This is a genomic window from Microbacterium sp. GQ128 (assembly GCF_059758615.1).
In genome coordinates this window covers 377,439-403,524 of the sequence record NZ_JCAXDY010000002.1, presented here as the reverse complement: position 1 = coordinate 403,524, position 26,086 = coordinate 377,439, and the positions used below count along the sequence as shown (strand labels likewise).

The following is a 26,086-nucleotide window of genomic DNA, read 5'->3' as shown; positions in this document are numbered from 1 at the left end:
AGCGTGCTCGGGTCGGATCAGCGGGCGGCGAGGAGCTGGAGCTCGGCGAGCGAACGAGGTTCGCGATCGCCGATCCGGAGGAGGTGTATGTGCGTGCTCAGCGGTTCCGGCACGACGAAGACGCGCGTCTCGTGCGGCCATCGCCAAGCAATACCGCTCTCCGCACAGAGGAGGTGCCGGGCGCCCGTGGCGTCCTCGGCGAACACCTCCCAGCGCGACGGCCCCTTTTCCGGCTGGGCCCCGCACGTCAGGGTGTACAGCCGCACCGCACTCACCTGCTCTGTGACGATGCGCACGGAACCCTGCGCGGTGACCACGGTCTCCGTGCTCGCGTCGTCGTCATGCAACGCACGGACGTCGTCGGCGTCTCCGGTCACCGTCGCTGACGGGTCGATGATGTCGACGAAGGGATGCACGTGCTCGTCGTCCTGCGTGACGGACGCGGGGTAGCTCCCGCCGAACCAGTCGGAGGGGATGCTGCCGAGCTCGATCTCGATGCGACATCCGGAGCGCAGACGGTCGTGGTCGATTGTCACGTCGTGCCAGTCCTCACCGTCGACGCGTACACGCTGGATGAAGACGTCTTCCGCGCGGTCGGAGCGCGTCTGGATGTGTACGGTCCGCCCGTCCGCGACGTCGAATTCCGCGTCGGGGAACAGCGGAGTCGTGATCACGTACTCGCGCGATCCGGGAGCAAGGGGGTAAAGGCCGAGTGCACCGAAGAGATACCAACAGCTCATCTCGCCGTTGTCCTCGTCTCCCGGGTATCCCTGACCGAACTCCGACCCGAGAAACAGGCGTGACACCGACTCCCTGACGATCTGCTGCATCCGCGCCTTGTCATCGGTGTGCGCATACATATAGGGGATGTGGTGCGCGGGTTGATTCGAAGGAGCGAACATACCCATGCGGACGTCGCGAGCCTCGGTCATCTCGTGCACCGTGCGAGCATAGGTGCCCCATACGGCCTCGTCGGCCCGCTCATTGGTGTCGAAGAAGAGGTCGAGGCGACGGCGAAGCCCGTCGCGCCCGCCCAGCAGACGTGCGAGTCCCGCGCCGTCGTGCGGCGCCGTGAAATTCATGCCGAACGCGTTCGTCTCGACGTAGTCACCGCCCCATACGCGCGGGTCGAACGCCGAGACGGGCAGGGAGAACTCCCCCTGCGGCGTCCGACCCCGAAAGAAGCCACTCACCGGGTCGAACATCGTCGCGTAGGCGCGGCAGCGGTCACGGAAGTACAGACCGTTCGCCCGGAACTCCGCCGCTCTCGGATGCTCGTCGCCGAACCGTTCGCCGATCGTCCGCGACAGCTCCGCCAGCGCGAAATCACTGATGGCGTTCTCGAGCGTCCACGACAGGCCCTCCTCGACCGTGTCGTCGACGTAGCCGCGGAAGACGGCGCGCTCCGCACCCTTCCGACCGGCAGAGCGTTCCACGGAGGGCACGAGCGCATTCTTGATGCCGGAGTCGTATGCCGCTTCGATGTCTGTCAGCTCGACGCCCTTGGCGACGGCATCCGCGAACACGATGTCGCTGCTCGTCCCCACCATGCAGTCGATGAAGCCGGGGGAGGTCCACCGCGGGATCCAACCCGATTCCTGATAGTGCCGGAGGATCCCGTCGAGCAGGTGCCCGGCGCGCTCCGGCGCGAAGAGGGCGTACGCGGGCCAGGCCGTGCGATACGTGTCCCAGAAGCCGGTGTTGACGACCACGTCACCGGCGACGACATCGCCCGTCGGCGCGGTCTCGGGGCGGAAGGCGAACACGTCGGGAGACACGGCACCGGACTCCGAGTGCTCGCCCAGCGCGGTCGGATACAGGAACAGGCGATGGAGCGAGGAGTACACCGTGACGAGTTGGTCGCGGCTCGCGCCGTCGACTCGGATCCGACCGAGCAGGCGGTTCCATTCCTGTGCCGCGTCCGCCACGGCCTGCTCGACGGTCAGGTCCAGGGCCACCGCCTCGTCCAGGCGTCGCAGCGCCTGCTCGGCACCCAGCGTCGACGTCGACAGGCGCAGCGTCACGGAGGGCGCGTCCACCCGGAGGGTCAGGTTGTGAGCCCAGGCGTCCGGAGCCGGTGGGTCGTCGACTGTGAACGCACGGTCCAACGCGATGGCGTGGTGGGTGACCGGAGCACCGGCAATCATGTCCGCCCCGTGTGCGTTGCGGACGAGGATCACCGGGCGCCCGCCGCGCTCGATCACGCGCACCGCTCCGCCCGCCGGTCCCTGGTCGAGGACGAGGGCTCCGCCCGCTTCGCCGAAGTGGACGACGGCGATCGCTCCGGTCGCGACCGGAGCGATCCGCATGACGATGCCGTTTTCCAGACGGATGGCGTATTGGTGAGGCCGAGCGACCTCGTCGGCGTGGCGGAAGCGGCTTCCGACCTCGTCGAGGTCCGCCGGCACCGGAAGCACGTGGAGGCGTCCCCAGTCCCCGATCCAGGGCGTGGCTGTGTGGGACAGCGCAATTCCTCGAAAGGGCGTCGAGCAGTCGGTGTCGTTGTGCAGGTGGTACGAATAGGGCCACGCGAGGTCGTCCTTCGACGTCATCGGGATGATCAGCACGCCCGCATTCGGGAGGGCCGTGGCGGGGACGGTGTTGCCTCGCGAGAAGCGCGCCGACGAATGAGTCCCTCGGCGGGTATCGACCAGTCCTACCGGCCCGTCCTCGCTCGGAGGGGGCGCGGTCGCGAGGAATGGCCCGTCCACCCATGCGGCGGCGTCGTATCCGGAGGCGTGGGCACTCACGTGGATCTGCGCGGATACTACGCTCGCGCCCGCGAAGGCCGACAGGTCGACCTCCTTCCGCGTCCACTGATCGACGGAGATGCTCCGGGATCGTCCCTGGTCCTCCGCATCGACACCGAAGCCGTGATGGTCGCGCGCTCCCGCGTCCACCAGACGGCGCCCGTCGGAGAACAGGAGGTCGATCGAGGTTCCCGTGGCCGCGTATCCTCCGGCCCACCACGGCATCGCGCCGTGGTCAGGGATGTGCCCTGGCACGAACTCGGCGAACACGTAGTACTCGAGCAGATCGCCCGGCTGTAACGTCCGTGTCGTGAACGCGATGTCGGCGGTCAGGCGCCCGTAGCCCGAGCTCGGAACCTCAATGCGCAGACACGTCGGACTCACGGCGCCGGTGCCGGGACGCGAGGTCAACGACGTGCGCGGACCCGAACCAGGAATGACGGCGAGCGAAGCAGGCTCGATCGGTCGAGGAATGGTGCGCACGGTCGTTCTCCGGTTCAGGTCGTCCCCTCAAGATAACGTTGTTCCGAGGGTGCCACAAGAGTCACCTACGACGGCACTGCGATTCGATCCCCGGGGGGCCTCCGCCGTGTCGACGGCGAGGCACCCCGTGGAGCCTTCCCGGAGTGGGGTGCCCGTAGGGAACGACCGGAGATGTCCGTGGTGCGCTGCGAACTTCCTACGGTCAGTTGAAGTCGCCGCCCGGGGCCATGTCCATGAAGCGCGAGTAGTGGCCCTGGAACGCGACGGTGATCGTGGCGGTCGGACCGTTACGGTGCTTGGCGACGATCAGGTCGGCCTCGCCGGGCCGCACGTCCTTGTCGTAGACCGAGTCGCGGTGCAGCAGGATCACCATGTCGGCGTCCTGCTCGATCGAGCCGGACTCACGGAGGTCGCTGATCGCAGGCTTCTTGTCGGTGCGCTGCTCGGGACCACGGTTCAGTTGCGACAGGGCGATCACGGGAACCTGCAGCTCCTTGGCGATGAGCTTGAGGCTTCGCGAGAACTCCGAGACCTCCTGCTGACGCGACTCGACGCGCTTGCCCGAGGTCATCAGCTGCAGGTAGTCGATGATGACCATGCGCAGGCCCTCGCGCTGCTTGAGGCGACGGCACTTCGCGCGGATCTCGACGAGCGTCATGTTGGGGCTGTCGTCGATGTAGAGGGGCGCGTCGTTGATGCGGCCTCGGGTCGCGGCGACAGTGGTCCAGTCGCGCGGGTCGAGGTTTCCCTTGCGCATGTTCTGCAGCGGGATCTGGCCCTCGGCGCTGAGCAGACGCATCGCGATCTCGCTCTTGCCCATCTCGAGCGAGAAGAAGACCGAGGGGATGTTGTGGCCGATGGATGCCGAGCGCGCGAAGTCGAGCGCGAGCGTGGACTTACCCATGGCAGGACGCGCGGCGACGACGATCATCTGCCCGCCGTGGAGGCCGTTGGTGAGTTCGTCGAGCTCCCGGAAGCCGGTGGGGACACCCGTCATCGAGCCGTCGCGGCCACTGGCGGCCTCGATCTCTTCGAGAGCCGCGTCGACGGCGATCTGCAGCGGGACGTAGTCCTCGGCGGTCTCGGATCCGGTGATCGAGTAGATCTCGGCCTGAGCGTTGTTGACGATGTCGGTCGCGTCGCCCTCACCCGCGTAGCCGAGCTGCACGATGCGCGTGCCGGCGTCGACCAGGCGGCGGAGGATCGCGCGCTCCGAGACGATGCCCGCGTAGTAGCCGGCGTTCGCCGCGGTCGGGACGATCGAGGTCAGGGTGTGCAGGTAGTCGGCGCCGCCGGCGCGACCCAGCTCGCCGGTCTTGATCAGCTCGTCGGTGACGGCCACGACGTCGGTGGGCTCGCCGTGCGAGTAGAGCGAGAGGATCGCCTCGAAGATCAGCTCGTGCTTCGGGATGTAGAAGTCGGCGCCCTTGAGCGTCTCGATCACATCGGCGACGGCATCCTTCGAGAGGAGCATTCCACCCAGCGCGCTCTGCTCCGCGAGGAGGTCATGCGGAGGGGTGCGCTCCGGCGGACGCTGCCCTCCCAGGCGCTCCTCTGAGATGTCGGCGATCGACACAGTCTTCCCTTCGATGCGACGTTTCCGATGCGATGTTCTGATGAGGCGCTTCGGCGGCGGGGCCGCGTGGCTCTCGGCCGACGAACCGCTCCGCACAGCGAAACAGGTGCCTCCGACATTCGGTCGCTCGCCCACGCTACGAGCGACGGTTTCCACATGCAACACGGCCTGTGGATAACCATGTGGAAAGCGTGCGGACAAAGCCGGAGTGTCTGTGCACAACGGGTGTGGATAACCCCGTGGATGGGTGAGAGTTCAAACTTTTTTATGCCGTTTGAACTGGTCTTTGTTGTTTCCCCAGCCTGTGGATGGGAATCAGTTTAAATCGCACATTGAAGGTTGCCCCTCTCGGGAGGGGGATGTGTAGAACCTGGGGAAAGTCAAGCCGAGTTTTCACCGGGCGCGTCACAACCCGACATCCCCGGAAACGCGCGCAAAACCCCCTAGACAGAACCTCCCCTCGCGAGTATCGTCACCCGCAATCGACGCATCTGCATCGACGTACGTTGCCTTCGGAGGGGGAGGTGGACGTGGACGTTTCGGCCACCCGACGCGGCGTTCCTGCCGTGGCCCTCTGGGGTGCCGTCGGAGCGCTCGCCTGGGCGACGCTCACCGTCCTCCTCGGCGGCGGTTCCGCGCACGCGGATGAGCAGCAGGACGGGCCGCTCGACGGGCTGACCTCGCTCGTGAATGAAACCGTGTCGACCGTCACCGCTCCGGTGGCGCCCGTCGTGTCGAAGGTCGTCGCACCCGTGGTCACGAAGGTCGTCGCCCCCGTGCAGAAGGCCGTTCCGGCGGTCGTCGAAACCGTGACGCAGACCGTCGCCGAGACCCCGGTCGTGGGTCCTGCCACCGCCCCGGTCGTGCACGCCGTCACTGAGACGGCGGAGGCGGTCGTCGCACCGGTCACCGAGGTCCTGACAGATTCGCCGGTCTCGCAGATCACCGATCCGATCCTCGACACCGTCGCGGGCGTCCCCGTGGTCGGCGACCTGGTCTCCGATCTCGGCGTGATCTCCGCCGTGGACGACGTCGTCGGAGTGGTCGATGACACGACCGCGCTTCTCGGAGAGGTGACGAACGGAACCGTGCCGCCCGTGCTCGAGGCGCTCGATCCGACGACACCCGATCCGGCCACCGGCACCGACGGCGTCATCGACACCCCCACGACGTCGGTCCCCGGCATCGCCGTCACCGCGACGGCCGCTGCGCCGGCGCTCGGCGCCTCGGACGGTTCTTCCGCGCACGCAGCGGCCCTCTCGTCGTCGCCCGCCGTATCCCTGGCGGGCTCGCAGTCTGCTCCCGCCGCGCATGACACCGCGACTGCGCCCGCCGGCTCCTCTTCCGGGAACCCGCCGGGCGCCCCTGCACCCGCTTCTTCCTCCGCCGGTCCCGGTGGAGGCTCCAGCCCTGCCCACGCGCGCCTCGGCGACGTGGCGCCTGCTCCGCTCCGTGCTGGCGAGCGGACATCCGGCGCATCCGACGACGTGCTTCCTTCGTCGCCGGTCGCCGACACCGACGTCTCTCCTGACTGACGGTCCGTCACGTCGTTCCCCCGGGAACGACAGATGCCGTGCTGCGCGCGCACTCTGATCGCGCGCACCCATCAGACGATCCATCCAGTCAGGAGAAACGATCATGCGCACTTACCTCAAGCGAGCCCTGTGGGGCACGCTCCTCGCCGGGGGCATCACGCTCCTCGGTGCGACGGCCGCGAACGCGGCCGAGACATCCGGAGAAGACGGACTGCTCTCCGGCACACAGGCGGAGACAGCGATCACGGCACCGATCTCGGCGGTCGGCAACGCGATCTCCGTGCTCGGCGACGTCGTCGCGGCGCCCGCCCCCGCACCGGCTCCCGCGCCGGCCCCAGCTCCCGCGCCCGCTCCGGCTCCGGCTCCCGCTCCGGCTCCGGCTCCCGCTCCGACGACCAGCGGATCCTCGGGCACGGCATCCGGCACCCAAGCCGTCGTGACCGTGAACCTCCCCGTCACGGTGTCGGGCAACGCGGTGAGCGTGCTCGACGACAGCTCATCGACCAGCGCCCCGGCCGCAACTCCCCAGAACTCGGCTCCCCAGGCCGAGACCCCGGCCGGGGCGCCTCTCGTGACCACGAACGGAGTGGACGGCGTGCTCTCGGGCACGCAGGCACTGCTCGCGGTCAACGCCCCGATCACGGTCACAGGCAACGCCGTGTCCGTGCTCGGCGACACCGAGAGCGCCCCGTCGAGCGGAGAGGCAGCCGCAGCACCGGCATCCTCTGCGCCGACCACATCGGGCGCCACGTCCGGTGACGACGGGATCGGCAGCGGCACCCAGGTGATCGCGCCCGTCACGGCACCGGTGACGGTGTCGGGCAATGCGATCTCGCTGCTCGGCGACAGCGCGTCGACCGGATCCGGCACGGCCGGCACCGGCGGCTCTTCCGCTCCCGCCACGACGGCGGGAACCTCGGGTGAGGACGCGACCCTCGGCGGCACGCAGGCGATTGCACCCGTCACGGCACCCGTGAAGGTGTCGGGCAACGCGATCTCCCTGCTCGGCGACAGCGCGTCGTCCGGATCCGGCACGGCCGGCACCGGCGGGACCACGGCACCCACCACCCCCGCCACAGGAGGCAACACCACCACCGGAGACGACGGCATCCTCGGCGGCACCCAGATCACCGCGCCCATCACCGCCCCCGTGGCCGTGACCGGCAACGCGATCTCCGCCCTCGACGACGCCACCGTCACCGGCACCGGCACCGGTGGAACCACCGCACCCACCACCCCCGCCACAGGAGGCAACACCACCACCGGAGACGACGGTATCCTCGGCGGCACCCAGATCACCGCGCCCATCACCGCCCCCGTGGCCGTGACCGGCAACGCGATCTCCGCTCTCGACGACGCCACCGTCACCGGCACCGGCGGGGCCACGGCGCCCACCACCCCCGCCATTGGAGGCAACACCACCACCGGAACCGACGGCATCCTCGGCGGCACCCAGCTGGGGCTGCCGGTGACGCTGCCGATCACGATCGGCGGGAACGCCATCTCGGTGGTCGGCGAGGCGACGGTGACCGATCCCGGCCCGGGAACGGACCCCGGCACCGACCCCGGTACCGACCCGGGCACTGACCCGGGAACCGACCCCGGCACTGACCCGGGAACCGACCCCGGAACGGACCCGGGAACCGACCCCGGAACGGACCCGGGTACTGACCCGGGCACCGATCCCGGAACGGACCCCGGCACGAACCCGGGCACGTCGTCCGGTGCCGCCACCGCCGCCTCCGGCGCGGTGACCATCGGGCAGGCGGAAGCGCTGGCCATGACCGGCGGCGCCCCGACGGGAGGGCTGATCGCACTCGCCGCGGCCTTGCTCCTCCTCGCAGGTGCGGGACTCCTGCGACGCCGTCGGCTGATGGCGTAGCGAAGACGCCGGTGGTGCGGTCGTCCTCGGGGGAGGAGACCCCGCACCGCCGGTGCGCCGCCGCGTCCATCCCCACTCCGACGGGTCCCCAGCTCGTCGCTCGACGCCGGCGCCACAAGGGCGGATGCCCCGTGGACCCCACCACGGGGCATCCGTCGCGCCCTCCGCGGCCGCCCCTCGGTCCACTTGTCGGGAGTTCAGACGGATGTCGGGAGGACACGCCCACCCGCGCCCGTCCGCGACGGATGCTCCCGACGGGTGCCCCACGATTTCTGGTCAGAGGGCGCCTAGGCGTGCGCCAGGCTCGGGGCGCGGACGAACGCACTCAGGCGTAACGCGAGCTCTTCGGCCTCGGCCTCGTGGTCGGCCTCTGCCTCCGAGATAGTGGAAGGGGCACCTCCTGACCCGTCGCCTGATACAGCGAGAGCGCATGAACGGGCCGGTATCCGCAACTGCTCGAATGCCATCGGCAGAGGTTCGCATCGCGTGTGCCCGCAGAGCACGTGAGCGAGCTCATGGGTCACCACGTGCAGCCGAAACCATCGCGGATCGGAGCCGCGGACGGGTATCCGGACGCGATCGCCCTCGGCGAGGACGAACGGGGCGATGGTCGTCCACTCCTCGTCATCGAGGACATCGATCTCGATGTCCATGCCGGTAAGCGCCGATACCCGGTCGACGAAGGACCCGACGTCGGCGCCGCTCTCGGCCTCCAACTCCTCGAACAGCCGCTCCACGCGACGTCGATCAGTCACCATCTGCCACACCCCTCCTGCAGCCCGACCCCCTTTCGACCGGACAACCCTCACAGTGGGAGACGGCGCCGGGTGCCCACTCATTACGCCGAAAGGCCGACAACCTTCGAATAGACTTCCGCCGCCCGACTACGACCTTCGTCTAGGTATTGCACGCGGCGGGGACCGTGGTGCCCTCGGCCGATACCGGTCGTGGAGCGCCCCCTGCACCCTGTCCCTCCGCCTGCCGAACGTCGCCGATCCGTGCCAGGTGTCGGACGTTCGCACACCTGTCGGGAGAAACTGCCGCGTTTCCTCCGACATCCGTGCATCCTCCCGACATCCGTACCTTCCGCGCCCGGGGCCGGACGCACGGCAGCGGATGCAGGATGGCCGACTACATGGCCGTCGGGATGTCGATGCCGAGCAACCCCAGACCCTTCACCAGCTGCGCAGCCGCCAGCCCACAGAGCGAAAGACGAGAGTCGCGCAGCTCGGGCGGCTCCGCCTTGAGCACAGGGCACCGGTCGTAGAACTCGTTGAACGACTGCGCGAGAGACACGAGATGCTCTGCGATCAGATGCGGCTGGGAGAGGCGGGCGGCATCCGATGTCACGCGTTCGAAGTCCGAGAGCCGGAGGGCGAGCACCCGTTCCTGCGGAGCCGCGATCCGCACGACCGCATCCCGCGGAGCCGCCTCTCCCGCTCGGGCGAGGATCCTCTTGATGCGCATGACGGCGTACTGCACGTAGGGGCCCGTCTGACCCTGCGGTTTCAGCATCCGCTCGATGTCGAAGACGTATTCGGCGTCGTGGTGGGTGATCAGGTCTGCGAACTTGAGGGCTCCGACGCCGATGATCCGCGCGTCGTCTCGAACGTGGTCCTCATCCACAGGTCCATCGCCTTCGCGCAACTGCGCTTCCGCCGACTCGACAGCCGCCACGAGAGCCGATGCGAGCGAGGGAGTCTCGCCGCTCCGGGAGCGAAGGATCTTCCCGTCACCGCCGAGCACGTTTCCGATCTGAACGTGTTCCGCGCGCGTGGTCTCCGGGAGCCAACCGGCGGCGCGCGCTGCCGCGAAGAGCATCATGAAGTGGACATGCTGCGGCTCTCCCACGACGTACAACAGACGCGAAGCGCCGAACGCCGAGACCCTGCGACGGATCGCCGCGAGGTCGGTCGCCGCGTAGGTGTAACCGCCGTCACTCTTGCGAATGATCAGCGGGAGCGGAGCGCCAGTTCGTGAGGTGAACCCGTCCGGGAAGACACAGAGCGCACCTTCACTCACTCTGGTCAGGCCCTTGGCGGTCAACTCGTCGGCGATCCCATCGAGCTCGTGACGGTAGGAACTCTCGCCGGCGATGTCCTGCGGTTGCATCGTGACGCCGAGAACACCGTACGTCTCCGTGAAGTAGTCGATCGAAGAGTCGACCAGATGCTGCCACACCGCGATGGTCTCGGGATCTTCCGACTGGAGCTTGACGACTCGCCCTCTCGCGCGGTCGGCGAACCCGTCCTCCTGATCGAAACGCTGCCGAGCCGCCTGGTAGAGGTCGGCCATCTGAGCCACGGTGTAACTTCCCGCGACCTCCGCTCCGACATCGACGACGTGCTCGAGGAGCATGCCGAACGGGGTGCCCCAGTCGCCGATGTGATTCTGGCGGATGACGGTGTTCCCGAGCGCTTCGTGGATGCGCGCCAGGGCGTCGCCGACGATCGTGGTGCGCAGGTGCCCCACGTGCATCTGCTTGGCCACGTTCGGGGAGGAGTAGTCGATCACCACGGTCTCCCCCGCGGCCTCGTCCGCTGTGGGCGTCTCGACGATGCGACGGCTCAGCCACTCATCGGCGATCCACACGTTGAGGTAGCCCGGACCGGAGATCTCGACCCTTTCGATCTCGGCGCACGGCGGGAATCCGGCGACAATCTCTGCCGCGATGTCGCGGGGAGACCGGCCGAGGGTGTGCGCGAGACCCAGCGCGGCGTTGGATTGGAAGTCCGCGAAGCCCGAGGGTCGCACCTGGGGATCGAGCGGCTGATCCATCTCGCCGAAGGCGGCGCGCAGAGCCCCTCGAACAGCATTCTCGACAGCTTCGATCGGGCTCGAGTTCATGGTTGCTCATTCTCCTGGTCTGAACGGCGACGGGCTGGCCGACGGGACGCGGCGGAGCGATCTAGCGAGCCCCCCACTGGCGAGTATCACGTTACTCCGCGAACTCGGTGCCGGATGTCGGGAGTTCGCACACCTGTCGGGCGAACTGCCGCGTTTCCTCCGACATCCGTGCATCCTCCCGACATCCGTACCCTCGCACCCGGCACGACACGGGCCCACGGCCGGCCGCGAGGACGAACCCCGAACACACAGAACGCCCCCTGTCCCGAAGGACAGGGGGCGTTCCGGGAAGTGCCTTACTTGGCGGCGACGACCTGCAGCGTGATGACTGCGGTGACGTCTTCGTGCAGACGCACGGTCGCCTCGTGGTCACCGGTCACCTTGATGGGCGACGGGATATGCACCTTGCGCTTGTCGATCGAACCCAGGCCGGCGGCTGCGACAGCATCCGCGACGTGGTCGGTCTTGACGGAGCCGAAGAGACGACCCTCCTTGCCGGCCTTGACCGTGAGGCGCACCTTGGTGCCCTCGAGAGCGTTCTTCAGTGCGACAGCGTCGTCACGATCGTGGATCGCGCGTGCCTGACGCGCGGCCTGGATCGAAGCGACCTGCTTTTCGCCACCGCGGGTCCACGCCGTAGCGAAGCCCTGCGGGATGAGGAAGTTACGGGCGTACCCGTTCTTGACCTCGACAACGTCGCCGGCGCTACCCAGCCCGACGACCTCGTTCGTGAGAATCAGCTTTGCCATCTCGATACCCCTTACCGGCCGGCGCCAGCGTAGGGCAGGAGCGCCATTTCGCGCGCGTTCTTGATCGCCGTGGCGATCAGACGCTGCTCCTGCACCGAGACACCGGTGATACGACGGGCACGGATCTTGCCGCGCTCCGAGACGAACTTGCGAAGGGTGGCGACATCCTTGTAATCGATGACACCGACCCGGATGGACTTCGCGGGAGCGGTGGGCTTGCCACCCTTCCGCGGCTTGCGGCGGTCGCCGCTCGACTTTCCAGCCATTGTTTTTCCTTAGTGATGAGCGGCCCTTCGACAAGCTCAGGGACCCAAGTGGGGCCGAGCTCAGGGCCAGAAGTTGTTCAGAACGGGGTGTCGTCGCCGAAGCTGCCCGGAGTGCTCCAGGCATCTGCGCTCGTCGAGGAACCGGGGGTCGACCACGGCTCTTCCGACACCTGCTGCTGCGCCGGGCGAGACTGTCCGCCGCCACCGGCACCGCCGGCACCGCCGGTCGAGGCCGCACGGGTGACCTGCGCGGTCGCGTACCGGAGCGAGGGGCCGATCTCGTCGACCTCCAGCTCGATAGCGGTGCGCTGGTTGCCCTCGCGGTCCTGGTAGGAGCGCTGACGCAGACGGCCCTGCGCGATGACGCGCATGCCCTTCGTCAGCGAACCCGCCACGTGCTCGGCGAACTCGCGCCAGACGGATGCACGGAGGAACAGCGCATCGCCGTCCTTCCACTCATTCGCGGCACGGTCGAAGTTCCGAGGCGTCGAAGCGATGGTGAAGTTCGCCACCGGCAGCCCGTTCTGCGTGTAGCGCAGCTCGGGGTCGGCCGTGAGGTTTCCCACAACGGTGATGACGGTTTCGCCGGCCATGGACGTCAGGCCTTCGCAGCCTTGGCGGCCTTGCGAGCAGCCTTCTCTTCGGAGCGCTTGGCCTCCGAAGCGACCATCGCCTGAGCCTCTTCCGAGCGGAGGACCTTGGTGCGCATGATCTGCTCGTTCAGCTTCAGCTGACGGTCGAGCTCCTGCGTGGCCTCGCTGGTAGCGGTGAAGTTGACGACGGCGTAGATGCCTTCGTTCTTCTTCTGGATCTCGTAGGCCAGACGGCGCTTACCCCAGATGTCGACCTTGTCAATCGAGCCACCATCGTTGGTGATGACCTTCAGGAACTTGTCGAGCGTAGGTGCGACCTGGCGCTCGTCGATCTCGGGAGTCAGAATGACCATGAGTTCGTACTGGTGCGTCACTTACCCACCTCCTTCGGACTAGAACGGCTCTCGGGACTTTCCCGGGAGCAGGAGGGTGTGTGCACGTGCCCGCCCCAGGAATCCCGAATGGACGCCGGAAGGCAGACAACCTCGACAGTCTAGCGGACATTCCTCCGTGTCGCCCGCACGGGTCGGAGCTCACCCTTGGCATGCTGGAGGGCGTGCCTGTGACAGTCGCCGGCACTCGACCAGAGGGGGGACGCCATGCGCGTCAACAAATGGGGGGTCGGCGTGATTCTCGCCGCCGCCGTGCTGCTCACCGGATGCTCGGCGGGCGGGTCCGACAAGCCGGCCGAATCGAAGCCCAGCAGCGGCGCTTCGCAGGAAGCAGAGGCTCCGGCGACGGACTGCCCTGAGCTCAAGGACGGCGCCACCGTCGACGGCAAGGCACTGAGCACCTGCATCTCCGACGCCATGTCGGGCACGGCGGGCTACGCAGCGAAGACCGACGTCATGGGCATCGAGTCGACGGCCAAGTTCAACCCATCCGAGAAGGCCCTCGAGTCGACCTCTCCGGCCGGTTCGCTGATCGCCATCGGCGACGACGTCTGGGTGAAGTCGGCGACGAGCGAGTGGCAGCCCGCCGATCCGAAGTCGAGCGACCCGGTCATCGCCGCGCTGAGCGCCGCCGCCTCCGACATCTCGTCGCTGGACCCGACGACGGCAGCCGAGGCCATGACCGGCGAATTCACGGTGACCGGTACCGGCGAGCGCCTGGGTGAAGAGGTCTACCTCGTCTCCGGCACGATCGAGCAGCAGGGCACCGCGGTCGACGTCGTCTTCGAGGTCACCGCGGACTACGTCAACCTCGCGATGACCAGCACCGCCTCGGTCGAGGGCCAGTCCGTCGAGATCTCGATGGAGATCACCGAGTGGGACGTGAAGCAGGACATCGTCGCACCGGTCTGATCCAGAGCGGATGCTGCGGGCCGGGGCTGCTGCCTCGGCCCGCAGTGCGTTCGGGGCCGGCGGTCGCGCGCAGCGGCTACCGGGTGACGCCGATCGGGTACGAGTACACGTCGGTCACTTCGACCCGGTGCGACGGGCCATGGTCCAGGAGCCGCTGCAGCACGATCTCGCGCCTGTCGCGCGCCCACTCCGGGACGATCTCGGCCCACCTCGCAGCGTCAGGGAAGTACGTGACGAGAGGCTGCACGCCCCATCCGCCGTCGAACAGCAGACCGCGAGATCCCTCCCAGTAGAAGACCTGCTCCTTCCAGCGGAACTCGATCTCGTACTCCGGCTCCACGGTCGCCCTCCTCCCGCTCAGTACATGACCGGCGGGATCTCGGCCCACACGGTGCGGTCGTCGACCGAGGGCGCGGCGGGGATGCGGCCGGCGCCGTCGGGCTCCGGGATCGCGGCCAGCAGGGCCTGCGTGTACGGATGCTGCGGCGCAGCCCAGAGCTGATCCGTCGGGCCCGACTCGAGCACTCGGCCGCCGAACATCACGAACGTGCGGTCGGCGATGCGGCGGACCACGGCGAGGTCGTGCGAGATGAAGAGCATCCCCGCTCCCGACTCCGCCACCAGGTCGCGCATGAGCCCCGCGACGCTGGTCTGAGTGGACGCGTCGAGTGCCGAGATCGGCTCATCGGCGACGAGGAGCGATGGCCGGGCGGCCAGGGCCCTCGCGATCGCGATGCGCTGCTTCTGCCCACCCGAGAACTGGTGCGGGAAGCGGGTGCTGACCGTCGTCGGCAGCCCCACGCGCTCGAGCCACTCGTCGACGGTCGAGCCCTCGGCGCCGCGCGCACGGGCGGTCGCGATGCCATCGGCGATCTGATCGCCCACCCGGCGGCGGGGGTTCAGGGAGGTCGCCGGATCCTGGAACACCATCTGGATGCCGGTCATCGTGGTGGGCCGACGACGGATGCCGAGCGGTGCCACGGGCTCATCACGGAAGAGCACCGTTCCGCCGGCCGTCTTCTCGATGCCGACGACGGCGCGGGCGAGGCTGGACTTGCCACTGCCCGACTCCCCGACGAGCGCGACCGTCTCACCGGCGGCGACGCTGATGGACACGCCGTTCACGGCGATCACGGGCGGGTTACCGGGGTAGCGCACGACCACGTCCTGCGCGTCGAGGACTCGGACCTCACTCATCTGCGGCCTGCCCTTCCGGTGCCTCATCGATGCGCGAACCCGGCAGGGCCGCGAGCAGCATCCGCGTGTAGTCGTGCTGCGGGTCGAGGAACAGCGTCTCGCGATCGGCGAGCTCGACCACGCGTCCGTCCTTCATGACGGCCACCCGGTCGGCGATCGCGCTCATCACACCCAGGTCGTGCGTGACGAGCAGCACGGCGAGGTTCCGCTCCACCGCGAGGTCGCGCAGCAGTTTCAGGATGCCGGCCTGCACCGTGACGTCGAGGGCCGTGGTCGGCTCATCGGCCAGCAGAACCTCGGGGTCGCACGCGAGGGCGCACGCGATCGCGATGCGCTGCCGCTGCCCACCCGAGAACTGGTGCGGGTAGCGCTTCAGCGCCTCGGCGGGGTTGGGCACCTGCACGGTCTCGAGTAGTTCGATCGCCCGCTCGCGAGCAGCCGCGCCCTTGAGCCCGAGGTGCACGCGCATGTGGTCGGTGAGCTGGCGGCCGACCGGCAGCTGCGGGTGCAGCGACGCCGAGGGATCCTGGAACACCATCGCGATGCGCTTGCCGCGCACCCGGTTGAGGGAGCGGCGCTTCAGGCCGACGAGCTCCTCGCCGCCGAGCAGGATCGATCCGCCGGTCTTCGCCTGGCGGGGCAGCAGTCCCAGCACGGCGAGCGAGGTCAGCGTCTTGCCCGATCCGGATTCGCCGGCGAGGCCGTGGATGCGACCGGCCTCGAGTTCGAGCGAGACGCCCTTCACGAGCGGGCGACCGATGTCGATGGTCAGATCGCGGATGCTGAGCACGGAGGATCCCTGCACGGAGGTCATGCCGCCACCCCCGTCGCCGAGGCCTTGTGTTCCGCGGCCTTCTCGTGCGTGATCTCGGCCGTCGGGTCGAGCACGTCGCGCATCGCGTCGCCGAGGAAGTTGAACGCCAGCACCACGGTCAGGATCGCGAGACCTGGGAAGACCCCGAGCCACCAGGCGTCGAAGTTCTGCATCGCCCCCGAGATCATCGAGCCCCACTCGGCGGTCGGCGGCTGTGCACCGAGACCGAGGAACGACAGGCCGGAGAGCAGCAGGATCGCCGCACCGATGTCGAGCGTCGCGAGCACCAGGACCGGGCCGGCGATGTTCGGGAGGATGTCGACGAACAGCGTGCGCGCCGGCGAATGACCGAGCAGTCGTCCGGCGATCACGTAGTTCTGACCGCGCAGACCCAGCACGATGCTGCGGGTGACGCGCGAGTATTGCGGCCACGACACCACGATCGCCGCGATCACCGCGTTGAACAGCGACGGGCCGAGCGAGGCCGCGACCACCATCGCGAGGATCACGGTCGGGAAGGCCATGAACAAGTCGGTGATGCGCATCAGGGTCTCGTCGACCCAGCCGCCGAAGTACCCGGCGACGGCGCCGATGACCGTGCCGATGATCATGGCGGCGACCACGAGCATGAGCGCGAGCGGGAGGCTCACGGTCGCACCGGTCATCAGGCGGGAGAAGATGTCACGGCCGTTGCCGTCGGTGCCGAGCAGCGTGTCGATGCCCGGCGCCTGCAGGCGGGGCAGCACCTGGGCGTTCGGCGGGTACGGCACCCACCACTGTGCGGTGAAGGCCACGATCACCCAGGCGCCCGCGATGACGGTGCCGATGATGCCGAGCGGGGTGCGCCAGGCGCGGGGCCAGCGGAAGCGGAAGCGGCCGGCCGGCGTGGCTGCGGCGATGCGGCTCATGCGATCCTCACTCTCGGGTCGAGCACGCCGTAGAGGATGTCGACGATGAAGTTGATGAGGAGGTAGATCATGCCGACCACGAGACCGACGCCCATGATGCCGGGCAGGTCGAGGTTGGCGGCGGAGTTGTAGGCGTAGGTTCCGAGCCCTGGCCAGGCGAACACCGACTCGACGAGCACCGTTCCGGAGAGCAGTGCCCCGAAAGCGACGCCCACCACGGTGAGGATCGGCAGCGACGCGCCGCGCAGCACGTAATCGAGGATGACGCGCATCGCGGGCAGGCCCTTGGCGCGGGCGGCCCGCACGTAGTCGCTGCCGAGCACCTCGAGCACGGATGTGCGGATGAACCGCGTCAGCAGGCCGATCGTGACGAGCGAGAGCACCATCACCGGCAGTGCCAGGTGGGCGAGGGCGTCGAAGAAGCCGACCGCGTCGCCATTGAGAAGGTAGTCGACCGTGTAGAGGCCGGTCACGCGCGGCGGCGGGGTGATCGACGGCGAGATGCGACCGGACCCCGGGGCGATGCGAAGCTCCAGGAAGAAGACGTAGAAGCTGACCAGCGCCAGCCAGAAGGTCGGCACGCTGAGGCCGACGAGCGTCACGACGCGGATGACCTGGTCGGTGACGAGTCCGCGGCGGTACGCGGCGAGCGTGCCGAGCACGATGCTGACCGCGAGACTGACGACGATCGCGCCGATGGCGATCTCGATCGTCGCCGGCACGGCGGTGGCGAGGTCGCTGGTGACCGGCTGACCGGTCACCAGCGACGTTCCGAGGTCCCCGCGCAGCAGGTTCCCCATGTAGATGAAGTACTGCACGAACAGTGGCTGGTCGAGACCGTTCGCCTTGATGAACGCCTCCCGCGTCGCCGGGTTCTGCGACGCGCCCTCACCGAGCGCGGCCGAGACCGGGTCTCCCGGCACCAGGTTGGTGAGCGCGAACGTGACGATCGTCACGCCCACCAACAGGAGCAGGGAGGTCCCGGCCCGCCGCAGCAGGTATCCGACGAGAGGCGAACGGCGCCGCTGCGCCTGCCTCTGCACGGCCACTGTCGTCATGGAAGGTCCGTTCAGCCAGCCGGGGTGATCTCGGCGATGTCCATCTCCCAGACGGAGTTGTACACGGCGCCGGTGACGCTGTCCGCGGACGAGATGTTGCGACCGGGGACGATGAGCGGCACGAACGGACCCTGCTCCTGCATCGCCTCGGCGAACTCGGTGAACGCAGCCGTGCGCTGCTCGGGGTCGGTCGCGCTGGCGGCACCCGCCGCGATGCCGGCGATCTCCGGGTTGGCCTCAGCAGCCCAGCCGGCCCGCAGCCCCACCTTCAGTCCGGGCGCGAAGGGGAGGAAGTTCGCCGAGTCGGCGTAGTCCGGACCCCAGAACCACAGGCCGAAGCCCTCGGTGCCGTTGACGTAGGCGTCCAGCTCGGTCGCGAACGGGGCCGGGGCGAGCTCGACCGTGATGCCGGCATCCTCGAGCTGCGCCTGGATGCGCTCGGCGAGAGGCGTGAACTCCACGCCACCGACCGGGTAGTCGTTCGGGAACTGCAGGGTCAGCGTCTGACCGTCGTACCCCGACTCGGCGAGCGCGGCCTTCGCCTTGTCGAGGTCCTGCGTCACGCCCTCCTCGAGTGCGCCCTCGAATCCGGGAGGAATGACACCGGTCGCCTGCACGGATCCGGCACCGGCGAGTTCGAGCAGCGCGTCGTAGTCGAGTGCGTAGCGGATCGCCTCGGAGAGCTTGACGTTCGCCAGCTCACCGGCGACGGCCTCGGACTGGTTCAGCAGCAGGAAGATCGTCTGACCCGACGGGACCGAGTCGACCGTGATGTCGTCGCCGAGACCCGCGACCTGGTCGCCGTTGAGGTCCATCGCGACCATCGAGTCGCCGCCCTTGAGGTTCGCGAGCTGCGTTGCACTCTCCGACACGTTGCGCACGACCACACGGGAGTACGCCGACTCCTCATCGCCGTTGTATTCGTCGTTGCTCGTGAGCACGACCTGCGAGCTGAGGTCGAGGGTGTCGAGCACGAACGGTCCGGAACCGGCGGACTCGCCGTCCAGGAACTTCTGCGCGCTGTCGGTGCCGTCCGTCGCGCCGCCGTTCTCGATGACGACGTCGGAGTTCACGATGCCCAGCGCCGGGTTCGCGAGGATCGCGGGCAGCTGCAGCAGCGGGGTCTCGGAGGTGAACTGGATGGTCTTGTCGTCGACCTCGGTGATGGTGAGCCCGCCGAGGAGGAAGTTCGGCTTGGCATCGGTCATCCCCTGGATGCGCTGCAGCGAGAACACGACGTCCTTCGCCTCGATGGGCGAACCGTCGGAGAAGACGCGGTCGCCCTCGAGCGTGAACGTGAACTCGGTGGCCTCGTCGTTCTGCTCCCACGAGGCGAGGCCGGGAACGGGGGTGGAGACGTCCGAGCCCTCGAAGTCGACGAGGGTCTCGTACAGCGCCTTCGCGATCATGTTGCCGGTCGGGTCGTAGGTGTGACCCGGGTCGGTCGTCTCGATCGAGAACGCGGTGTCGATGACGAGCGAGTCGGAGGCGGAGGAGTCGCCGCCGTTTCCGGCCGAGTTCCCTCCCGAGCATCCGGCGAGCGCGAAGATCGCGACCGCTCCGAGCGCGATGACCGGCGTGATACGGCGTGACGACATGAGGACCTCCAGGGGCGAGGAGTACATTCGGGTGAGTCGCCACCGATGTGGACGACCGGGGATCAGATTCGCATCATATGCGACGATGTGTCCAGCGAGTGTGGGTGGTCTCGACACGCTCTGTCCAGAACGTCGGTCGTGAGGAGCAATATGTCCAGCAAGGATGCGGATCAGTCGAAGCATTCTGGACGAAGTGCCGCCCCATTGGACGAGACGGCATACAGAATCCTCGACGTGCTGCGTGATAACGGTCGCGTCTCGATCGCCGCCCTCGCCGACAAGGTCGGCATCTCCCGCGCGAGCGCGTACACGCGGGTCGAGTCGCTGGTGCACGACGGGATCATCACGGGCTTCAGCGCCCGGGTCGATCAGGCCAAGGCCGGGCTCTCGATCGGCGCGCTCGTGTTCGTCACGGTGATGCCGCAGGCCTGGGCCTCGTTCCGCGAACGCGTGCTCGAGATGCCCGACGTCGAGTGGTGCGCCATCACCACCGGCGAGCACGACGCGATGCTGCTCATCCGCGCGGTCGACGTGAGCGGCGTGCACGAGTTCTCCACCGGCGTGATCGCGCAGCTGCCGGAGGTGCGCACCGTAGTCAGCGTCGTCGTGCTCGACGAGGTCATCCGGCGGCCGTACCTGCTGCCCGCCGATCTGCCCGAGCGCAGCACCGAGATCCCGCTCGGGATGACGCGCTGGACGCCGGCCACCGCTGGCCGGGACGCCCTGCCCCCGCGCTGAGCCCCGCTCCCGCTCCCCGCTCGCTCCCCGCTCAGGGGTCAGCAAACGCCGCCTCCCCACGCCGCGATACGGCGTGTCTTGACCCCTCAGCGCAGTGGACTGACGCTCAGCGCACGGGGTGCAGGGGTCAGGCGGCCGCGATCTCCTCGCACACGCTCAGCTGCGGGAGACCGTGCATCTCGTAGTGCTCGACCAGGCGGATGCCGCCGTCGTCGGTGAGTTCGAGCTCGCTCTCGCCGTCGCCGGTCACGACCGTGCCGTCGGCCTTGAGCACATGCACGAACGACACCCAGATCGAGTCACCGGTGCGGGTGCCGACGAACTTGCCGAAGGTGACCGTGTCGCCCTCGTATCCACCCCAGATCGCGCCGTCGCGCTCGAAGTACTCGAAGATGCTCGGAGATTCGGGGTCGACCGCGGAGGTCGTGGACGACACCATCCGGAATCGGCGGCCGTCGAGGGAGGGGAGGGTTGCTGTCGCAGTCACATCCTCGATTATGCGGGATGCCGTCGGACACCCTCACCCGCCTCGGGTGAACTGGCCGCTGGGCTCCGCCCCGTCGTCCTTAGGCTTTGCAGCAAGAGGCGACGCATGCCCCGTCGCCGAGAGTCGTAGGAGTGTCATGTCCGACGTGCAGCGTTCCAGCCTTCCGATCCCCGACCTCGCCTACACCGGCACGGTCACCTACGACGCGACCGATCCCGACACCGCGTTCCCGCCCATCACACCGGTGCGCCCGCCGGCGGGAGCGCCGAACGTCTTGGTCGTGCTCATCGACGACACCGGTTTCGGGGCATCCAGTCCGTTCGGCGGGCCCGTGCACACGCCGAACTTCGAGCGCGTCGCCGCCGCAGGGCTGAAGTACACCCGCTTCCACACCACGGCGCTATGCTCGCCGACCAGGGCGGCGCTGCTCAGTGGTCGCAACCATCACACCGTCGGGATGGGCGGCATCACCGAGATCGCGACCTCCGCGCCCGGTTACAGCTCGCTGCGACCGAACAGCTGCGCGCCGCTCGCCGAGACCCTCAAGCTCAACGGCTACAACACCTCGCAGTTCGGCAAGTGCCACGAGGTCCCGGTCTGGCAGGCCAGCGCCATCGGCCCGTTCGACGGATGGCCGACGCCCGGCAACGGGTTCGAGTACTTCTACGGCTTCATCGGCGGCGAGACGAACCAGTGGTACCCCGCGATCTACGAGAACACGTCTCCCGTGGAGCCGTGGGGGACGCCGGAGGACGGCTATCACTTCATGGGCGACATGACCGACAAGGCGATCGCGTGGGTGCGTGAGCAGAAGTCGCTCGCTCCCGATGTCCCGTTCTTCACTTACTTCGCTCCCGGGGCCACGCACGCACCGCATCACGTCCCCACCGAATGGGCGGACAAGTACAAAGGGAAGTTCGATCAGGGCTGGGACGAGGTGCGCAAGGAGACCTTCGCCCGCCAGCTCGAACTCGGCGTCATCCCCGCCGATGCCGTGCTCACCGAGCGCAGCCCAGGCATCCCCGCCTGGGACGAGATGAGCGACGTCATCAAGCCCGCCCTCGCCCGGCAGATGGAGGTGTACGCCGGGTTCCTCGCCTATGCCGACCACCACGTCGGCCGCCTGCTCGACGCCTACGAAGAGCTCGGCATCCTCGACGACACCCTCGTCTACGTGATCATCGGCGACAACGGCGCGAGCGCCGAGGGATCGATGCACGGCACCACGAACGAGGGCTTCACGATCAACCACATGAACGAGATCGAGACCGAGCAGTACGTCGCCGACCACATCGGTGACATCGGCACTCCGAGCTCGTACAACCATTACGCGGTCGGCTGGGCGCACGCCATGGACACCCCCTACCAGTGGACCAAGCAGGTCGCCAGCCATTGGGGCGGCACCCGCAACGGCACGATCGTCAGCTGGCCCAACGGCGGCGTCGAGAAGGGCGGCATCCGCAACCAGTTCAGTCACGTGATCGACGTCGCGCCGACCGTGCTCGAGGCTGCGGGGATCCCGGAGCCGACCACCGTCAACGGCGTCACCCAGCGGCCCTACGAGGGGACGCCGATGAACTACACCTTCTCGGATGCCGACGCCGCGGAGCAGCATGAGACGCAGTACTTCGAGATGCTCGGCAACCGCGCGATCTACCACAAGGGGTGGACCGCAGTCGCGAAGCACAAGGATCCCTGGACGGGGTCCTCACACGGTCTCGACGACGACGTGTGGGAGCTCTACAACGTCGACGAGGACTGGACCCAGTCGAACGACCTCGCCGCCGCTGAGCCCGAGCGCCTCGCGCACCTGCAACGCCTCTTCCTCATCCAGGCGGCCCGCTTCAACGTGCTCCCGCTCGACATCCGCTCCGCCGAACGGATGAACCCCGACATCGCCGGTCGCCCGCAGCTCATTACCAGCGATTCGCAAAAGTTCTACCCCGGCATGAAGCGTCTGAGCGAGAACTCGACGATCAACATCAAGAACAAATCGTGGACGGTCACGGCGCAGGTGTCGGTGCCGGATGACGGCGCCGAGGGCGTGCTCATCGCCCAGGGCGGCGCGTACGGCGGCTGGTCGCTCTACACGAAGGCCGGCTCGTTCGTGTTCGCCTACAACCTGCTCGGCATCGACGTGGACATCATCCGTTCCTCCAGCGCGGTTCCGGCCGGGGAGCAAGAGCTCCGCGCGCACTTCGCCTACGACGGCGGCGGGCTCGCAAAGGGCGGCACCGTCACCCTCTACGCCGGAGAGCAGAAGATCGGCGAGGGCCGCGTGAAGAAGACGATCCCGTTCCAGTTCACGTTCGACGAGACTGTCGACGTCGGCTGCGACCTGGCATCGCCGGTCTCACCCGACTACGGCGCGACCGGCAACGGGTTCACGGGCGCCATCGAGTGGGTACGCATCGATCTCGGCGACGACGACCATTCGCACCTGATCGACGACGAGCACAAGCTCGCGGTCGCGATGCTCAAGCAGTGACCCCGCGCCCGCGCCATTCGTCTTCGAGCAGCGCGTAGACCAGCAGAGTCGCCCACTCCCCCTTGAACCACTCGCTCTCGACGAACCGCGCCTCGCGCCGGAAGCCGAGTCGTTCGACGACGCGTGCCGATGCGGTGTTGCGCTCGTCGATCCGCGCGGCGATCCGGTGCAGCCCGAGCCCCTCGAAGCCGAGCGCGAGGAGAGCCTGCACTGCCTCGGTGGCATAGCCGCGCCCGCCGACGCGGGGGTCGAAGATGTAGCCCACCTCGCCCGCACGGTCCTTCTCGCTGCGCCAGAACAGCACGACGTCGCCCACGAGCGTGCCGGTTGCGCGCTCTTCGACGGCGAGACTCACGGCGTCGCCCTCGTTGTCGAAGCGGGTGTTCGACCAGGTCGTGGCGATACGGCGCTCGATGTCCGCCAGCTCCAGGGTGCCGTAGGGCACGTAGCGCACGGAATCCGGGTCGGACTTGTATGCGTGCATCGCGGCGGCGTCGCCGGGAGCGATCGGGCGCAGGATCAGGCGTTCGGTACGGATCGGGTATTCCGGGGCGAAAGCACCCGGGGACGGCTCGGCTGTCGGGGACACGGCTCTCACCCTACGGCCGCGCGACCGGCTCAGTTGGCGACCGCCCCGGTAGCGTGGTCGCATGGAGTGGATGTCTGATCCCTCGGCGGGGGCCTGGGTACGCGAACGACTCGACACGAGCCTCGACACGATGCACTCGGTGGTCCCCCGGGGCTTCCCCGCCTACGTGCGCATCCTGCACCCTGCGATCGTCCGGTCGCTGCCCGACCGCGCGGTGCCGACGTCGGAGGAGTGGGATCGGCTGCCCGAGGCGGAGCAGCGTGCGCTTCTCGGACAGTTCGTCGACGAGCCCGCCACCTGGGCGCAGACGGCCGCCGCCTTCGACACGATCCTGCACCCGCTGGCGCAGTGGCACCGGATCGTGCGGACACCGACCGATGAGGACTGGCGGACGCGGATCGCTCCGGACGGACGGGAATTCTCCGCCCCGCTGGAGGGCGAGCTCGCCCCAGAGCACCTGGCCGCGATCGCGACTCACCTCGTCGCTCACACCCAGACCCCGGATGCCGGCTTCGCCGCGCTCTGGGAGGGCCGCGGCGATCTGTTCGGCTTCTACGGCATCACCCCGTCCGGCGGTTCCCTGACCTTCACGGACGACCCGAACCACCAGGCGATGCTCGATCGCAGCACGCACGATCCGTTCAACAACGTCTTCCGCAAGCCCACCTGGCAGGAGGGCATCCTGTCGCGCGAGATCTCCGAGGGCCCGCGCCTCCGCCTCCCGATGCGCGATCACGTGCTGTTCTCGGCGCCGCCGCGCGCGTTCGCCGACCCGGACTGGGACCGGAAGGTGCCGTGGCGCGACCGCGCCGCCGAGGAGCGCGGGTTCCCGCGGCCGCCCCAGAGCCCGAGCCCCCTGTGGCCGGAGGATCATGCCTGGGTGCTGGTGAGCGAGGTCGACTTCGACTCGACGATCGTGGCCGGCTCCCCCGCGCTGGTCGACGCGATCTGCGCGGACGAGCGGCTCGAGGCCTTCGCGATCCCGGAGGGCGCCGACCTCACATGGGATGCAGACACGGTGAACCGGTGACTTCACCCCAGACGAGGTTCGACGCGCGGCCGCTCATCGATCCGGTCGACGCGGCCGCCGTGCGGGCCTTCGCCGCGGAGCTGCGTTCGCGGCCGTCGTCGCGCATGTCGGCATCCACCGTCATCGGCATCGTCGCCGTCGCGATCGCCGCCGTGGTGTTGATCCCGATCATGGTCACGGTGATCGTGAGCATCGCATCCCTCGGCGGTAGCCCCTCGGCCATGGCGATCCCGCTGGTGCTGATCGTCCTGCTGCTGGCGGCGGTCGGCGTGATGATCTGGATGGGCGTGCGCAACGCGCAGACCACGCGGTATCGGCTGCACCGCTTCGCCCAGGCGAACGGCATGTCGTACGAGCCGAAGGTGGCCGACCCTCCCCTGCCCGGCATGATCTTCAGTCTCGGCCGTTCGCGGCAGTCGACCGATCTGATCCGGGGCACGACGCCGCGCTTCGTGGAGTTCGGCAACTACCAGTACACCGTGCAGTCGGGGAAGAACTCGACCACCTACCGGTGGGGATACGTGGCCGTGAAGCTCGACGTGCCGCTGCCGAACATCGTGCTCGACGCCAAGGGCAACAACGGCTTCGGCTCGAACCTCCCCGCCTCGTTCCACAAGGAGCAGCGGCTGTCGCTCGAGGGCGACTTCGATCAGCACTTCACGCTCTACTGCCCTGCCGGCTACGAACGCGATGCGCTCTACCTGTTCACGCCCGACATCATGGCGCGGTTCATCGACAACGCGGCACAACTCGATGTCGAGATCGTCGACGACTGGCTGTTCCTGTACACGCAGCGCAAGCTCTCGACGCTCGATCCTGCGACCTGGGCGTGGCTGTTCGGCACGGTCGGCGCGCTGCTGACGAAGTTCGATCAGTGGGCGCGGTGGCGCGACGAGCGCCTGCTCGCCGAGAACCCGGAGGCACCGGCATCCGGCGCGGTGACGAGCCACGCGCTGCCGTTCGCTCCGCCGGCGGGCCTGCTCACGCCGCCGCCGGGAGTCGCACCGCAGGGGCGACGACTGAAGCGCGGGGGAACGTGGGTGCCGCTGATCGTCGTGATCGCGTTCGTCGCGTTCTGGTTCCTGAGCCGCATGAACTGAGCCGCAGGAACTGAGGCGGAGTCCGAGTGTGGGGGTGGGTGTCGGCTGGGGACCGAACTCCCACCCCATCCCCCCTCGGGATCGAAAGAAGATC

At 68.3% G+C, this 26,086-nt stretch carries 23 protein-coding genes; 7 read left to right on the top strand and 16 right to left on the bottom strand.

The window, feature by feature from the left end; genetic code table 11:
* Positions 1–17: 17 nt before the first annotated feature.
* Positions 18–3,233 carry a GH92 family glycosyl hydrolase gene (locus tag AC6CHX_RS07945; RefSeq protein WP_498272352.1) on the bottom strand — a complete coding sequence of 1,072 codons (3,216 nt, stop codon included), beginning with the start codon at positions 3,231–3,233 and terminating at the stop codon, positions 18–20.
* Between the two features lie 202 nt (positions 3,234–3,435).
* Positions 3,436–4,809, bottom strand: coding sequence for a replicative DNA helicase (gene dnaB, locus AC6CHX_RS07940; protein ID WP_136041971.1), 1,374 nt, complete (start codon positions 4,807–4,809; stop codon positions 3,436–3,438).
* A 530-nt stretch (positions 4,810–5,339) separates the two neighbouring features.
* On the opposite strand from dnaB, the gene AC6CHX_RS07935 reads away from it, so the two are divergent.
* Entirely contained in the window at positions 5,340–6,344 is a 1,005-nt protein-coding gene (locus AC6CHX_RS07935; protein ID WP_498272351.1) for a hypothetical protein, read from the top strand.
* A 103-nt stretch (positions 6,345–6,447) separates the two neighbouring features.
* Positions 6,448–8,226 (top strand): chaplin family protein, encoded by a 1,779-nt coding sequence (locus AC6CHX_RS07930; RefSeq protein WP_498272350.1) that lies wholly within the window; start codon positions 6,448–6,450, stop codon positions 8,224–8,226.
* 287 nt (positions 8,227–8,513) lie between these two features.
* Here AC6CHX_RS07930 and AC6CHX_RS07925 read toward each other — a convergent pair whose 3' ends face one another.
* The 6 genes from AC6CHX_RS07925 to rpsF form a co-directional block, all read right to left on the bottom strand.
* Entirely contained in the window at positions 8,514–8,984 is a 471-nt protein-coding gene (locus AC6CHX_RS07925) for a hypothetical protein (RefSeq protein WP_498272349.1), read from the bottom strand.
* A gap of 373 nt (positions 8,985–9,357) precedes the next feature.
* Positions 9,358–11,073: an arginine--tRNA ligase gene (gene argS, locus AC6CHX_RS07920; protein WP_498272348.1), complete on the bottom strand. Its 1,716-nt coding sequence runs from the start codon at positions 11,071–11,073 to the stop codon at positions 9,358–9,360.
* A gap of 296 nt (positions 11,074–11,369) precedes the next feature.
* Complete coding sequence (gene rplI / locus AC6CHX_RS07915; protein ID WP_136042503.1) at positions 11,370–11,822, bottom strand: 50S ribosomal protein L9; 453 nt, start codon at positions 11,820–11,822, stop codon at positions 11,370–11,372.
* A gap of 11 nt (positions 11,823–11,833) precedes the next feature.
* The gene (gene rpsR / locus AC6CHX_RS07910; protein WP_017829850.1) at positions 11,834–12,088 is read right to left on the bottom strand and encodes a 30S ribosomal protein S18; all 255 of its coding nucleotides are present in this window, start codon (positions 12,086–12,088) and stop codon (positions 11,834–11,836) included.
* Positions 12,089–12,165: 77 nt separating this feature from the next.
* On the bottom strand, positions 12,166–12,681 hold the full coding sequence (locus tag AC6CHX_RS07905; RefSeq protein ID WP_021201451.1) for a single-stranded DNA-binding protein: 516 nt from the start codon (positions 12,679–12,681) through the stop codon (positions 12,166–12,168).
* 5 nt (positions 12,682–12,686) lie between these two features.
* Positions 12,687–13,055, bottom strand: coding sequence for a 30S ribosomal protein S6 (gene rpsF / locus AC6CHX_RS07900; RefSeq protein WP_029264265.1), 369 nt, complete (start codon positions 13,053–13,055; stop codon positions 12,687–12,689).
* A gap of 225 nt (positions 13,056–13,280) precedes the next feature.
* On the opposite strand from rpsF, the gene AC6CHX_RS07895 reads away from it, so the two are divergent.
* On the top strand, positions 13,281–13,985 hold the full coding sequence (locus tag AC6CHX_RS07895) for a hypothetical protein (RefSeq protein ID WP_498272347.1): 705 nt from the start codon (positions 13,281–13,283) through the stop codon (positions 13,983–13,985).
* A gap of 76 nt (positions 13,986–14,061) precedes the next feature.
* Here the strand turns inward: AC6CHX_RS07895 and AC6CHX_RS07890 are convergent, their stop codons facing one another.
* Genes AC6CHX_RS07890 through AC6CHX_RS07865 form a run of 6 tightly spaced genes read right to left on the bottom strand, consistent with a single transcriptional unit; the run spans position 14,062 to position 19,560 of the window.
* Positions 14,062–14,325 (bottom strand): hypothetical protein, encoded by a 264-nt coding sequence (locus AC6CHX_RS07890; RefSeq protein ID WP_498272346.1) that lies wholly within the window; start codon positions 14,323–14,325, stop codon positions 14,062–14,064.
* Positions 14,326–14,342: 17 nt separating this feature from the next.
* A complete protein-coding gene (locus AC6CHX_RS07885) occupies positions 14,343–15,182 on the bottom strand; it encodes an ABC transporter ATP-binding protein (protein ID WP_498272345.1) in 840 nt (279 codons plus the stop codon).
* Positions 15,175–15,996, bottom strand: coding sequence for an ABC transporter ATP-binding protein (locus AC6CHX_RS07880; RefSeq protein ID WP_136042508.1), 822 nt, complete (start codon positions 15,994–15,996; stop codon positions 15,175–15,177). Before AC6CHX_RS07880 ends, AC6CHX_RS07885 begins: the two co-directional genes overlap by 8 nt.
* Positions 15,993–16,904 carry an ABC transporter permease gene (locus AC6CHX_RS07875; protein ID WP_136042509.1) on the bottom strand — a complete coding sequence of 304 codons (912 nt, stop codon included), beginning with the start codon at positions 16,902–16,904 and terminating at the stop codon, positions 15,993–15,995. Before AC6CHX_RS07875 ends, AC6CHX_RS07880 begins: the two co-directional genes overlap by 4 nt.
* Positions 16,901–17,962 (bottom strand): ABC transporter permease, encoded by a 1,062-nt coding sequence (locus AC6CHX_RS07870; RefSeq protein WP_498272344.1) that lies wholly within the window; start codon positions 17,960–17,962, stop codon positions 16,901–16,903. The genes AC6CHX_RS07875 and AC6CHX_RS07870 overlap by 4 nt, the downstream gene beginning before the upstream one ends.
* 11 nt (positions 17,963–17,973) lie before the next feature.
* On the bottom strand, positions 17,974–19,560 hold the full coding sequence (locus AC6CHX_RS07865; RefSeq protein ID WP_498272343.1) for an ABC transporter substrate-binding protein: 1,587 nt from the start codon (positions 19,558–19,560) through the stop codon (positions 17,974–17,976).
* 150 nt (positions 19,561–19,710) lie between these two features.
* Here AC6CHX_RS07865 and AC6CHX_RS07860 point away from each other — a divergent pair, with 150 nt between their 5' ends.
* Complete coding sequence (locus tag AC6CHX_RS07860; RefSeq protein WP_498272342.1) at positions 19,711–20,298, top strand: Lrp/AsnC family transcriptional regulator; 588 nt, start codon at positions 19,711–19,713, stop codon at positions 20,296–20,298.
* Positions 20,299–20,425: 127 nt separating this feature from the next.
* Here the strand turns inward: AC6CHX_RS07860 and AC6CHX_RS07855 are convergent, their stop codons facing one another.
* Positions 20,426–20,785 (bottom strand): avidin-fold protein, encoded by a 360-nt coding sequence (locus tag AC6CHX_RS07855; protein WP_498272341.1) that lies wholly within the window; start codon positions 20,783–20,785, stop codon positions 20,426–20,428.
* A gap of 136 nt (positions 20,786–20,921) precedes the next feature.
* On the opposite strand from AC6CHX_RS07855, the gene AC6CHX_RS07850 reads away from it, so the two are divergent.
* A complete protein-coding gene (locus AC6CHX_RS07850; protein ID WP_498272340.1) occupies positions 20,922–23,273 on the top strand; it encodes an arylsulfatase in 2,352 nt (783 codons plus the stop codon).
* On the opposite strand, the gene AC6CHX_RS07845 is transcribed toward AC6CHX_RS07850, so the two are convergent.
* Positions 23,263–23,862 carry a GNAT family N-acetyltransferase gene (locus tag AC6CHX_RS07845; RefSeq protein WP_498272339.1) on the bottom strand — a complete coding sequence of 200 codons (600 nt, stop codon included), beginning with the start codon at positions 23,860–23,862 and terminating at the stop codon, positions 23,263–23,265. The genes AC6CHX_RS07850 and AC6CHX_RS07845 overlap by 11 nt on opposite strands.
* Before the next feature lie 70 nt (positions 23,863–23,932).
* Here AC6CHX_RS07845 and AC6CHX_RS07840 point away from each other — a divergent pair, with 70 nt between their 5' ends.
* Together AC6CHX_RS07840 and AC6CHX_RS07835 are read left to right on the top strand one after the other, a co-directional pair.
* On the top strand, positions 23,933–24,892 hold the full coding sequence (locus AC6CHX_RS07840; protein WP_498272338.1) for a hypothetical protein: 960 nt from the start codon (positions 23,933–23,935) through the stop codon (positions 24,890–24,892).
* Entirely contained in the window at positions 24,889–25,992 is a 1,104-nt protein-coding gene (locus AC6CHX_RS07835; RefSeq protein ID WP_498272337.1) for a hypothetical protein, read from the top strand. Before AC6CHX_RS07840 ends, AC6CHX_RS07835 begins: the two co-directional genes overlap by 4 nt.
* The last annotated feature ends 94 nt before the right edge of the window (positions 25,993–26,086 follow it).

Bases quoted from the DNA above. Each gene is read 5' to 3' on its own strand.
- AC6CHX_RS07930 (WP_498272350.1), top strand. From the start codon at position 6,448: ATGCGCACTTACCTCAAGCGAGCCCTGTGGGGCACGCTCCTCGCCGGG.
- AC6CHX_RS07925 (WP_498272349.1), bottom strand. From the start codon at position 8,984: ATGGTGACTGATCGACGTCGCGTGGAGCGGCTGTTCGAGGAGTTGGAG.
- argS (WP_498272348.1), bottom strand. From the start codon at position 11,073: ATGAACTCGAGCCCGATCGAAGCTGTCGAGAATGCTGTTCGAGGGGCT.
- rplI (WP_136042503.1), bottom strand. From the start codon at position 11,822: ATGGCAAAGCTGATTCTCACGAACGAGGTCGTCGGGCTGGGTAGCGCC.
- rpsR (WP_017829850.1), bottom strand. From the start codon at position 12,088: ATGGCTGGAAAGTCGAGCGGCGACCGCCGCAAGCCGCGGAAGGGTGGC.
- AC6CHX_RS07905 (WP_021201451.1), bottom strand. From the start codon at position 12,681: ATGGCCGGCGAAACCGTCATCACCGTTGTGGGAAACCTCACGGCCGAC.
- AC6CHX_RS07895 (WP_498272347.1), top strand. From the start codon at position 13,281: ATGCGCGTCAACAAATGGGGGGTCGGCGTGATTCTCGCCGCCGCCGTG.
- AC6CHX_RS07885 (WP_498272345.1), bottom strand. From the start codon at position 15,182: ATGAGTGAGGTCCGAGTCCTCGACGCGCAGGACGTGGTCGTGCGCTAC.
- AC6CHX_RS07880 (WP_136042508.1), bottom strand. From the start codon at position 15,996: ATGACCTCCGTGCAGGGATCCTCCGTGCTCAGCATCCGCGATCTGACC.
- AC6CHX_RS07875 (WP_136042509.1), bottom strand. From the start codon at position 16,904: ATGAGCCGCATCGCCGCAGCCACGCCGGCCGGCCGCTTCCGCTTCCGC.
- AC6CHX_RS07870 (WP_498272344.1), bottom strand. From the start codon at position 17,962: ATGACGACAGTGGCCGTGCAGAGGCAGGCGCAGCGGCGCCGTTCGCCT.
- AC6CHX_RS07865 (WP_498272343.1), bottom strand. From the start codon at position 19,560: ATGTCGTCACGCCGTATCACGCCGGTCATCGCGCTCGGAGCGGTCGCG.
- AC6CHX_RS07860 (WP_498272342.1), top strand. From the start codon at position 19,711: ATGTCCAGCAAGGATGCGGATCAGTCGAAGCATTCTGGACGAAGTGCC.
- AC6CHX_RS07850 (WP_498272340.1), top strand. From the start codon at position 20,922: ATGTCCGACGTGCAGCGTTCCAGCCTTCCGATCCCCGACCTCGCCTAC.
- AC6CHX_RS07840 (WP_498272338.1), top strand. From the start codon at position 23,933: ATGTCTGATCCCTCGGCGGGGGCCTGGGTACGCGAACGACTCGACACG.